This window comes from Leuconostoc falkenbergense (assembly GCF_014634805.1).
Taxonomy (GTDB): Bacteria; Bacillota; Bacilli; order Lactobacillales; family Lactobacillaceae; genus Leuconostoc; species Leuconostoc falkenbergense.
The window spans coordinates 1-10,853 of sequence record NZ_BMBS01000053.1 but is presented as its reverse complement, the minus strand read 5'-3'; the positions used below and the strand labels follow the sequence as shown (position 1 = coordinate 10,853).

Here is a 10,853-nt window from a genome sequence, read left to right as displayed (position 1 = left end):
TTTGTGAAATTTTAGTCCGTGAGCGGTTTATGAGACGGCTGTTTGTGCTTTTTGCGGAGGCGTAAACGGACCACCAACTTGTGTTGGGCGACTTCTTCGTCAGACAACGTTAACTTCTCATCAATTGAGAAAGAGGTCGTTTTGTAATTTTTTGCCAGGACAACCGCATAAACGGCTTGGTCAATCTGTTCACTTTGTTCTGGTGTTAAGGCAAACGTATAAGGCTTGTCACCATACAAAATCGTTTTATCAGGCGCTACCCGCGTAAAGCGACCTTTAATTGCATTGTACGTCATAACAGCTCCTTTCCTACTTTTATTAGATAAATTTCATCAAAGGGGCGTTTATTACCTTTTTGCCCCATAATAGAAATGTTGACTAAAACATACTCCCCCATGCGTTGAGGAGGGGTTACCTGTCGGTTTATTTGTAATTTTACCCCCCCTATTAGTGATTTGGGGGTTAAAGAAATTTTTTGAAGCGTCTTTAATTGTCAAAAATGACAGGTTAGCCATTGTATTTTTGGCGTCACTGTCTTTTAAAGTGGACCACCAGGCTTGCCCAGCGCACTGGTGCAAGCCTTTGAAACAGCAGAGCTGTTTCATGGCGTTTATTGCTTACAATTATACACGGTTTCGGTTTAAAAATAAAATTGATTCACTAACTAATGATGACAACTAACCAAATAGACGACGCCAAAATCCTTGTTTAGGGGTTTCTTTCAAATCTAACAACTCCTGGTTCTTATTATCTAACCTAGATTGAAGGTCAAGCGTTAACTTTTGTTGTTGATCCAGCAAATTATGTAACTCTGATATTTGTTTTTGATAGTTAATTATAATATCTTTTTCAAATTCAAAATTTACATTCGTTACACTTTCATCGTCGTTATGTGTAACGTTACGCTGTAACGGTGACTTTAATTTTTTGAGTTCTATTTTAGTGAATTTTTTCTTTGTTTTATCAAAACCTAACGCTGATAATCGCCTATAATATGTCGGTCTGCTAATTCCTAAATAATTTGAAATTTCTGTAACGCTTGTAAAAGTTTGTAACGTATCATTTTCGTTACTCATAATCCACCTCTTTTGATTAAAAATAAAGTGTAACGCTTGAAACGTTACTTAATTTTACAACATTCAAAACATTTAATCGCAAATTATGTATTCTTGTTTGTACTATCTTAATAATTAATGCTAAAATTAATGCAACATTTAAATACAAGTAAAAAGCCCTCAACAGCTACCAACTGTTAGGACTCATGACCTCACGATATACAACTATCAGGTTTTTGCCAACAAAGAACGCAATCTGTGTTGGCTTTAGATTACTTACTATTATAACGACTTATAGCCAAAGTGTAAACCATCAAGCATAAGAAACTATAAAAGCGTACTCCATAAGTTCTAGCTAGAGCAGTAGGAGTACGCTTTTTACGTCCGTTAAGTCATTGTCGGACGTTATCCTAACAATTAATACGGAACAGGCGTGTATCCGTCAAGAGGGCTGAAAGGTCGTCTAAACCACGTCCAAAGCAATATACAGCGATATTGTGGGGAATGAACAATTCGAATATGGGTCGGCTCGCCCGCAAGTGATTGGCAAAGTAGTGGCATATAGAGATAAGCACCTATATGGTTTAAAACGCATGTAAAGCGATTTAAATGGTATCTGACGAGTTTTAGCCTTATAGATAAGGTTTTCTATTGGGCAGATGATAGAAAAGCAAATAGAACGGTATACGTGGTTGATACAAGCGATATGATTCTGAATTATACCTTGAACAATTTAAAAGTCCTAATTACTTAGGGCTTCCTCTGCTCAAATCTAACTGATTGCCCTTGTTACTGTTGATATTGAAAATAAATAAATTGTTATTCGTTTTAACCTGCTTTTAAATTCGTGTTGTTAATTTAGAAAATTATTATAATAACCACGGGCGAGCTTAACTGTTGTGGTGGCGGTTGGCTGTCGCGCGGTTGCTATTTCTGGTGGCAGTTGATGTTGCTCAGAAGTCAATAAATTGGACTATTTTTATTCAGTTACTTAGGCAACATTTGAGATACGATTTCGATTATAAAAATTGATATACCAACCAATGGCTGCTTGGACTTCAGTTAATGTTTGGTATGCCTTCAGATACACCTCTTCACGCTTCAATATTGAATGAAACGCTTCCATACGGCCATTATAGTACGGATGGCCTTTGAGTGAATATGAATGTTTCAAGCCATAATTTTGGCATTTAATATTAAACTCAGCACTCGTGTATTGTGACCCCATATCTGAATGAATAATGAGTGGCTTTCGATGCTTATCTAACGCCATCTGTAAGGCACTTGTGGCTAGCTCGGCTGTCATTGTATCGTCAATTTTATAGCCCAATACTTTTCTCTTCTCAGGATCCAAAACGGTCGCTAAATAGACCCATCTGTGATTAGTCAACTGAATATAAGTGATATCTGTTTGCCAAACACCGCTCAAATCATGCAAGTGTCTAATCAGATTGGGTTTTTGATCAACCGTCACAACAGTTTTGGGTTTGCGATAACGTTTTTGCATGCGGGATTTAATCCCTAATTCACGCATCAATTTAAGTGTCATATACTCAGATACTTTCGGACCGTCGGTTTGTTGACTATAAGCAGCAATACGACGATAACCATAAAATTTAAAGGTTTTCCAAACGTCTAAAATATAAGGTTTCAGGGATTCTCTACGCTTTTCTTGTCGACTGGGCTGCCAATGGCGCCAGTTGTAATAGGTACTAGATTTGATTTTAAGTGCACTTAAAATACGCACTGGCCGCTCAATGCCTGTCAGGCTATGCGTGATAAAATTTCGTTTTCTTCCTCCAAAATAGCGAGGCGCTTCTCTAGTTGCCTGACATCCTTTAACGTCTTTGACTGACCCTTGATCATGATTGGGGTAGCTTGTTTAACCCAAATAGCAATAGAATCTTTCGACGGACCAAATTCTTCTGCTAATGATTTAAGTGAACGGCCTTCTTGGTGAAGTTTAACCAGTGAATCTTTGAAATCTTGTGAATAACGAATTGACATAAAAATACTCCTATACTTTCATTTTACGGACTGAATAAAAATAGTCCATTTTTTAGTATAAGAGCACACAAGTACGCTTGACCGATACTAAGTGGGCTTACGTTTCAGCTATTACTGACGAAGCAAGCAAGGAAGTTTTAGCATTTCAAGTAAGTAATAGTCCTAACAGTAAACTAATTATGGATACACTCGATGAACTCACAGAAAATATTCCGGAAGGAATAAAACCAATAATTCATTCAGATCAAGGTTGGCATTATCAATTGAATTACTATACCGATAAACTCTCTGAAAAAAAATTTATACAAAGCATGTCTCGTAAGGGAAACTGTCTTGATAATGCGCCAATTGAAAGCTTCTTTCATCTTCTTAAAACAGAATGTCTTAATGGATTTCCACAGTGTAAAGATATTGGAGAATTCAAGGAAATCACAAAGAATTACGTCGATTGGTTTAACGATCGACGAATATCACAGAAAACAAAAGGCATGACTCCCTGTGAATACAGGGAACATGCCTTAGTAGTTAAAAAATATTCAATTTTGTCTAACTTTTGTGTTGCACTTTATAACCAACAGCGACAATAATGACGTCTTTTTTGAATTGTTTGCCTTTAAAATAATTCCTTACGCTGTCCTCTCTGTCTTTTTTCCCAATTTTACACTAAAATAGATTTTTTGGAAAACTTTGCAACAGAACCCTATTTTGTTCAGCTAAACAGTTTCCCTCTCAAAATCATAGTTGGCAACAAAATCATCAATTTCTTGAACATAATTCCGTTTTTGTTGATCACTGATCCACGAGCTGTTAAATGAATTTTTGGCAATTTGTACAACTTGGTCGACTGATAAATCATATGCTTCAGCAAGGGCCCAATAATTTTCGGAAATATAGCCACCAAAGTATGCCGGATCATCGGAATTGACGCTAATTTCAATTCCTTTGGCCAACAAATCGGTAATTTCTTTACCCTTCATATCAGCACTGACGAAACTGTTCGACTTCGGACAAGTGGTCATACCGATCTGTTTTTGATTAACAAAGTCAACCAGATCAGAATTTTCAACAATATTAGTTCCGTGATCCAGTCGCTCAACCCCAATGACTTCTAATGCCTGCTTAATATGATCAATCGAGTCAACCTGGTCAATATCACAATGCATCGTAATATGATATCCCTGAGACACGGCGTTTTCAAAATGAGTCGCAAACTTCATTGGTGGATTATGATGCTCGTCAGAATCCAACCCGATTCCAAGAATCTTGTCACGATGTTTCTTGGCTTCCAACAACGTTTGCCGGGCAGATTCTTTAGAAAAGTCCCGCAAAAAGCACATAATTAATTGCGCATCAACACCGAAACTCTTGGCATCCTGAGTTGCCCGATAAAATCCATTAATAACCGTTTCAAAGCTGATCCCACGACTGGTATGCGCCTGGGGGTCAAAAAATAATTCAACGTGACGAACATGATTATCTTTTGCTTTTAATAGGTAGGCATAGGCCAAATCATAAAAATCCTGTTCAGTTTGTAACACAGCCAATGCTGGATAATAAACTGCCAAGAACGAAGCCAAATCATCAAACTGATAACTTTTCTTGACTTCCTCAATTGTATTCTGACCAATATTAATATGATTTTTTTTGGCCAGCTTTAATTTAAGATCTGGTTCCAAAGTTCCTTCAAGATGAATATGTAGTTCGGCTTTTGGTAATTGTTGAAGAAATTCTCGGGTTACATCTGTCAAAGTGATCTTCCTCCTAAAATAAGAACATTATCTTTTATCTTTATTATATTGTTAGAATAACACGTAATTTCAACCTCGTAAATAGTTATTCCATTAAATATATCATTTTATTGCTTAACGATTAAGCGTTGCTTTTGTTAATTATCTATGCCATAATTTTAGTTAAACGCGAACTTTATATTAGGATGGTGGATTAAAGTATGAAAACTGCTACAAAGGAACGTCACGGATGGTTAGATCGACGATTCCATTTAAGTGAACTAAATACCAATGCCCGAACCGAAACAGTGGCTGGAACAACCACCTTTGTTTCAATGGCTTATATTTTATTTGTTAATCCAAGTATCTTAGGGGACGCTGGAATGGATAAAGGCGCTGTTTTTACGGCTACCGCATTATCCGCTATTATCGGGTGCCTATTAATGGCCTTTTTAGCCAACTACCCCATTGCAATTGCACCGGGGCTTGGAGATAATGCCTTCTTTACATATTCGGTTGTATTAGGAATGGGCATCTCTTGGCAAACGGCAATGGCAGGAATTGTGATTGCATCAGTTATTTTTACCATTATTTCAATTTTTAAAATCCGAGAGATTGTCATTAATGCCATTCCTAATGATCTAAAGCTCGCAATGGCAGCGGGAATTGGAATTTTTATTGCCTTTGTCGGCCTACAGGAAAGCGGCTTAATCGTTGGTAGTAAATCATCAATGGTCCAAATCGGTTCACTGACTGTGCCGACGACTTGGCTAAGTATCTTTGGCCTCTTTGTCATCGCAATTCTAATGGCTAAAAAAATTCCCGGTTCAATCTTTATTGGGATGATCGCAACGACGCTGTTAGGCCTATTTACAGGTCTCATTCATTTACCAACCCATTTAATTTCGTCAGTGCCAAGTCTTGGCCCAACCTTTGCTGTCGGCATTACCCATTTACCTCAGCTTAATTCACCAAAGCTATGGGCTGTTATTTTAATTTTCTTATTGGTGGCCTTCTTTGATACGGCCGGTACGTTAATTGGCCTGGCCCAACAAGCTGGTTTCATTAAGAATAACAAGATGCCCCGAATCGGCCGGGCACTGATGGCTGACTCCTTTTCCATGCTCGCAGGTTCAGTCATGGGGACCACCCCAACTGCCGCCTACGTTGAATCTTCAGCCGGAATTGCCCTTGGCGGCCGGACTGGATTGACCGCCTTGGTCACTGCCGGCTTCTTCACACTTAGCTTATTCTTCTCACCACTATTAACAGTGATCACCTCGCAGGTAACTGCCCCAGCATTAATTATTGTCGGCGTGTTAATGGCCCAATCGTTAAAACAGGTTGACTGGGGCCACTTTGAAATTGCCCTACCTGTCTTTTTGACAGTTGTCGGGATGCCACTCACCTACAATATTTCATACGGGATTGCATTTGGCTTTCTCATCTATCCGATCACAATGATCGCTGCTGGCCGACGCAAGGAAATCAACCCGATCATGATCGCGCTGTTCTTTGTATTTGTGCTGTTGCTGTATGTCTTAAACATTCTGTAAAAGTAATGGAGGAAAAATTTTGCTATCTACAAACGAATTAGGTAACTATATTCAAGCTGGTGCAGCAGAGATTCCTGCTGACACCGTCATCGAACACGGCACCTTAGTCAATGTTATGACAGGTGAATATTATCCAACCAATGTCGCAATCTATCAGGGACGAATTGTTGCAGTCGACCAAGATATCACGGACTACATTGGTCCGAACACCAAACACATTGATGCAACTAATCAGTATTTGGTTCCCGGCTTAGTTGATGGTCACATTCACGTTGAATGCTCAAAAATGAGTATGACTAGTTTTTCTCAAGCAGTTCTTCCCCATGGAACGACCAGTATCATCTCCGGTCTTGATGAATATATTTCATCAATTGGTTTAGACGGCCTGGAAGAAATCTTTGCAGAAATCAATCAGCTGCCATTAAAAGTATTTTGGGGTACCCCATACAAAACCCCTTATACATTTCCTAAATCAACCATTGCTTATGACATTGACTCGGACGATCAAGCCAGACTCTTACAACAGGAAAATTGTTTTGGGGTCTGGGAAACCGTTCGTGAAGCCGTTCAGACTCGTGATGAGGATACTTTAAAAACGCTCACATTAGCTCAGAAATATCATCAACCGATTTTTGGTTGTTCCCCAATGGCCCGTGGCAAAGCACTTAATCAGTTCTTAATGAGCGGCGTTCGATTGGATCATGAAAGCTATAGCCACGAAGAATTCGTCGAAAAGGCTCGTAAAGGGTTGCATGTCATCATCCGTGAATCAACCGTTACAAAGTTTTTGAAAGAAAACATTCGGGCAATTACGGAAGTTGCCCCAGAAATTGCCCGAAATACCAGTTTCTGCACAGATGATGTCAACGCAACCGATATTTTGGATCATGGTCACGTTGATCATATGGTTCGCTTGGCAATCAATGCTGGTATCGCACCCATGACAGCAATTCAAATGGCAACTATTAATAGCGCCGAAGCTTATCGAATTGATGATCACGTTGGGATGATTGCACCAGGAAAAGATGCTGATATTTTATTAGTTGACCAGCCAGGCACTTTTAATATTCAGTCAGTTATCAGTAAAGGGCAGCTTGTTGCCCAAGATAATCAAATGGTGGTTAATTTAGCCGCTCCAAAACGTAGTTCTAAACTACAGGGCCGACTAAAACATCAGAGGTTACAACCACAAGATTTTGACTACCATGTTGATTTAAAAAATGGGCAAGCCAATGTTGAAACAATTAAAAGTGTCGGCCCATTTGTTCGAAAACGACGGGACGTTATCCTAGATGTTAAGGATGGCATTGTGCAACCCGATCCCAACAAAGATGTTGCCCTCGTATCCGTGATTGAACGCTACGGAAAAAATGGTAATCAATCATTAGGATTTGTCTCGGGATGGTCCCTCAAACAAGGGGCTGTCGCAACATCAGCTTCTCCGGATGACAATAACCTGGTTGTTTTGGGCACTAATACTAATGATATGGCGATCGCTGCCAATCAGCTAATCGAACATGGTGGTGGTCAGATTGTTGTTGTCGATGGTAAAGTCATTGATCTTCTTGAATTACCAATTGGCGGAATTGCAACTGACCTTGCACCTGATAAATTAGCACAAAGAGAACGTGACCTGAAACAAGCAACTCGTGAACTCGGCAGCAAATTACCTGATCCTTTATTCTATCTGTCATTTTTGCCAATCACTGCAATCCCGGATTTAGCAATCACCGATATGGGAAACGTTGATTGTATTAAGTTGGAATTATTTGATCCAATTCTAAAATTAAGTGAAGCCGGCCAAACTGTTTAGGTGCACTCCTTCGTTTATCCCAAGATCTCTATCAAAATAATCAACCATCAAAAAGGATCCCGTGAAACCAGTATTTGTAGATAATGAATAACCTACAAATACTGGTTTCACGGGATCCTTTTTTAATCAGGCTTATCAGACTTCAATTTAGATTATGACCATATCGCTTTTTTAAAGGCTATCAAATTAAAGATTAGAATGGCCTTCCTTTTAAGTAAATTCCAAGAACTAACCGCTATTCCAACACCATTTATTTTGATACTGCCACATACCACTTTTTCAACTGATCAACAGTTAATTTAGGAATCAGGTTCGTCACTAAAACATTCCTTAATTCAGGGGCTATAATTACATAATGACCCCTCGAAAAGACTATTAAAACAGCCCCCATTATCTGACTAGTAGATAATGGGGGCTGTTTTTTTGTTCGGCGGTATAATAGCGCCTAAAAAAAGAGGTCGATGATCACATGCCCAATCACATATTTATCAGCCGAGAGTCAGGGAATGATAACATTTCAATATTCTATGACGAACCATCATTTGTGGTCATTGCGAATAAAGACGATTTAGCTAGCATTCAGTTGATTGATGAGTCTAAAAAACCTGGCATCTATATATTGTTGGGTGATGATAAACGATATATTGGTCAAGCATCAAATGCTATTTTTAGTAGACTGCAGCAACTGCTTAATAAACTAGCGCTGGTGGGCGTGTTGTTGACTTGACTGGGGCCGATAAGCGGCAACTAAACCTGTCACAGCGTCCAAAGTCATAATCAGACCCATTAACCACATCGCTGCCATATTGTGCATGGTACCAATTAGAATCAGCAGCACCACATTTAACGCCAGCATGAGCCAGCCCATTGTTTTCGACATTTGTTGCATGAAAATCCTCCTCAAGTGTATGGATAAGACCTATACCATTTTTCGATACTACTTTAGGTTAATTCTAAATTATGTTTATGGCAACCCTAAAAAGTGTTAAAATTCTTGTCAGAAGGAGAAATCACGATGAAAACCTATACGAACTATTTCTTTGATGAGCCAGCGTTTGATCTCCACGATGGCGGGTACGTGCCGCTTGAGGTCAGTGATGCGCCTGAGAAGCCCTTAAATGTGCCGCCGTTGTTGAAACCGGATAAAGAGACGGCGACCGACGTTTATTACACGGTGACAGCAGAGGCTGGGGAAACGCAACTGTTACCTGGGGCGAAGACCAAGACGTGGGGCTATAATACCAGTCTGTTAGGTCAGACGATTGTGTATCGCCGTGGTCAGCATACGCATGTGACACTGAAAAACACCCTGCCTGAGTTGACCACTTTTCATTGGCATGGGGCTAATGTCAGTGGCCCTTATGTTGATGGCGGATGCCATGCGCCGGTTTATCCGGGTGAAAGTAAGCATATCGACTTCACATTGGAACAACCGGCGACGACTTTGTGGCTGCACGCGCATCCGTGCCCATCCACAGCCGAGCAGGTTTGGCATGGTTTGGCTGCCATGGTGATTGTCAAAGACGACCATGAAGCCAGCCTGCCATTGCCAAGGAACTATGGCGTTGACGATATTCCGGTCATTTTGCAAGACCGGCGTTTTCATGAGAACAACCAGTGGGACTACCGGGCTGATTATGATCCTGACGGTGTTGCTGGGCCAACTGCAATGATTAACGGTACAATCAATCCCTATTTTGATGTCACCACGCAAAAGGTCCGGTTGCGTTTTCTGGATGGTGCTAATCGCCGTGAATGGCGGTTGCATTTTTCCGATGACCTGCCATTTACGCAAATTGGCGGGGATGGCTCACTGTTACCGGATCCGGTCAAATTTACCCATTTGATGCTGACTTGTGCTGAGCGTGCCGAAGTGATCGTTGATTTTGGCCAATACCATGAAGGCGACGAGGTCACCTTATATACGGATGATGTGCCATTGCTAAAGTTCCGCATTCATGCGTTCAAACCGGATCAGACTACCTTGCCTGATAAGTTGTTCGATGTGAAGGCACCAGTGGTTGACCCGGATTTGCCAGTTCGCCACGTTGTGATGCAGGGGATGGACGAAGGTGTTGCGATTGATGGTAAAAAGTTTGCCATGCAGCGGATTGATGCCACGCAACCAATTGGCAAAGCCCAGTACTGGGATGTTACCAATAGCAATGATGCGCCTGGAATGGTTCATCCGTTCCATGTGCATGGAACCCAATTCTTAGTCTTGTCGCGGAATGGGCATGCGCCGTATCCAAATGAATATGGTTTCAAAGATACCGTTGGCGTAAATCCTGGTGAAACGGTTCGGCTGCTGGTTCGCTTTGATTTGCCAGGGGTTTATATGTATCACTGCCATATCATTGAGCACGAAGATGGCGGCATGATGGCACAGATTGAAACATTCGATCCAGCCAAGCCAAAGCAAGAATATAAATTGATGGATATGGATACGTTAATGATGGCCTTGGCTAAAGAACGTGGCGTCAAACCATCTGAGATTTGGATGGGCGGTATGCAGTCTTATGAAAAAATGGGAATGAAAATGTAAACGTCCCACAATACTAATATAGAAAAAGATGATTTTAATATGAACTCTCCAACGATCAAACATCGCGGGGCTTTGCTCAGAAGTCAATAAATTGGACTATTTTTATTCAGTTAATTAGGCGACATTTGAGATACGATTGCGATTATAAAA

General features: G+C 40.4%; 11 protein-coding genes. 5 read left to right on the top strand and 6 right to left on the bottom strand.

What is annotated here, in order from left to right:
- Window positions 1–11: 11 nt before the first annotated feature.
- The 4 genes from IEU71_RS09195 to IEU71_RS09180 all read right to left on the bottom strand — a co-directional run bounded on the left by IEU71_RS09195 (window position 12) and on the right by IEU71_RS09180 (window position 3,062).
- Window positions 12–296, bottom strand: coding sequence for a hypothetical protein (locus IEU71_RS09195; protein ID WP_004910766.1), 285 nt, complete (start codon window positions 294–296; stop codon window positions 12–14).
- A gap of 381 nt (window positions 297–677) precedes the next feature.
- Window positions 678–1,076 carry a hypothetical protein gene (locus IEU71_RS09190; protein WP_004910765.1) on the bottom strand — a complete coding sequence of 133 codons (399 nt, stop codon included), beginning with the start codon at window positions 1,074–1,076 and terminating at the stop codon, window positions 678–680.
- Window positions 1,077–2,046: 970 nt separating this feature from the next.
- Window positions 2,047–2,802, bottom strand: coding sequence for an IS3 family transposase (locus tag IEU71_RS09185; RefSeq protein WP_188349645.1), 756 nt, complete (start codon window positions 2,800–2,802; stop codon window positions 2,047–2,049).
- Between the two features lie 17 nt (window positions 2,803–2,819).
- Window positions 2,820–3,062 (bottom strand): transposase, encoded by a 243-nt coding sequence (locus IEU71_RS09180; RefSeq protein ID WP_004910784.1) that lies wholly within the window; start codon window positions 3,060–3,062, stop codon window positions 2,820–2,822.
- A 77-nt stretch (window positions 3,063–3,139) separates the two neighbouring features.
- Between IEU71_RS09180 and IEU71_RS09175 the strand changes: the two genes are divergently transcribed.
- The gene (locus tag IEU71_RS09175) at window positions 3,140–3,649 is read left to right on the top strand and encodes an IS3 family transposase (protein ID WP_143471467.1); all 510 of its coding nucleotides are present in this window, start codon (window positions 3,140–3,142) and stop codon (window positions 3,647–3,649) included.
- Window positions 3,650–3,775: 126 nt separating this feature from the next.
- Here IEU71_RS09175 and add read toward each other — a convergent pair whose 3' ends face one another.
- On the bottom strand, window positions 3,776–4,810 hold the full coding sequence (gene add, locus IEU71_RS09170) for an adenosine deaminase (protein WP_004910782.1): 1,035 nt from the start codon (window positions 4,808–4,810) through the stop codon (window positions 3,776–3,778).
- A gap of 200 nt (window positions 4,811–5,010) precedes the next feature.
- On the opposite strand from add, the gene IEU71_RS09165 reads away from it, so the two are divergent.
- The 3 genes from IEU71_RS09165 (at window position 5,011) to IEU71_RS09155 (ending at window position 8,885) form a co-directional block, all read left to right on the top strand.
- Entirely contained in the window at window positions 5,011–6,345 is a 1,335-nt protein-coding gene (locus IEU71_RS09165) for an NCS2 family permease (protein WP_004910779.1), read from the top strand.
- 19 nt (window positions 6,346–6,364) lie between these two features.
- Window positions 6,365–8,158 (top strand): adenine deaminase C-terminal domain-containing protein, encoded by a 1,794-nt coding sequence (locus IEU71_RS09160; RefSeq protein ID WP_004910777.1) that lies wholly within the window; start codon window positions 6,365–6,367, stop codon window positions 8,156–8,158.
- Between the two features lie 469 nt (window positions 8,159–8,627).
- Window positions 8,628–8,885, top strand: coding sequence for a GIY-YIG nuclease family protein (locus tag IEU71_RS09155; protein ID WP_004910776.1), 258 nt, complete (start codon window positions 8,628–8,630; stop codon window positions 8,883–8,885).
- Here IEU71_RS09155 and IEU71_RS09150 read toward each other — a convergent pair.
- A complete protein-coding gene (locus tag IEU71_RS09150; protein WP_004910774.1) occupies window positions 8,856–9,047 on the bottom strand; it encodes a hypothetical protein in 192 nt (63 codons plus the stop codon). The genes IEU71_RS09155 and IEU71_RS09150 overlap by 30 nt on opposite strands.
- Window positions 9,048–9,173: 126 nt before the next feature.
- Between IEU71_RS09150 and IEU71_RS09145 the strand changes: the two genes are divergently transcribed.
- Window positions 9,174–10,703: a multicopper oxidase family protein gene (locus IEU71_RS09145; protein ID WP_004910771.1), complete on the top strand. Its 1,530-nt coding sequence runs from the start codon at window positions 9,174–9,176 to the stop codon at window positions 10,701–10,703.
- Window positions 10,704–10,853 lie beyond the last annotated feature (150 nt).

What these genes read in the sequence shown, in the direction of transcription:
- IEU71_RS09195 (WP_004910766.1), bottom strand. Translation starts at nt 296, where the DNA reads ATGACGTACAATGCAATTAAAGGTCGCTTTACGCGGGTAGCGCCTGAT.
- IEU71_RS09155 (WP_004910776.1), top strand. Translation starts at nt 8,628, where the DNA reads ATGCCCAATCACATATTTATCAGCCGAGAGTCAGGGAATGATAACATT.
- IEU71_RS09145 (WP_004910771.1), top strand. Translation starts at nt 9,174, where the DNA reads ATGAAAACCTATACGAACTATTTCTTTGATGAGCCAGCGTTTGATCTC.
- IEU71_RS09150 (WP_004910774.1), bottom strand. Translation starts at nt 9,047, where the DNA reads ATGCAACAAATGTCGAAAACAATGGGCTGGCTCATGCTGGCGTTAAAT.
- IEU71_RS09180 (WP_004910784.1), bottom strand. Translation starts at nt 3,062, where the DNA reads ATGTCAATTCGTTATTCACAAGATTTCAAAGATTCACTGGTTAAACTT.
- IEU71_RS09165 (WP_004910779.1), top strand. Translation starts at nt 5,011, where the DNA reads ATGAAAACTGCTACAAAGGAACGTCACGGATGGTTAGATCGACGATTC.
- IEU71_RS09190 (WP_004910765.1), bottom strand. Translation starts at nt 1,076, where the DNA reads ATGAGTAACGAAAATGATACGTTACAAACTTTTACAAGCGTTACAGAA.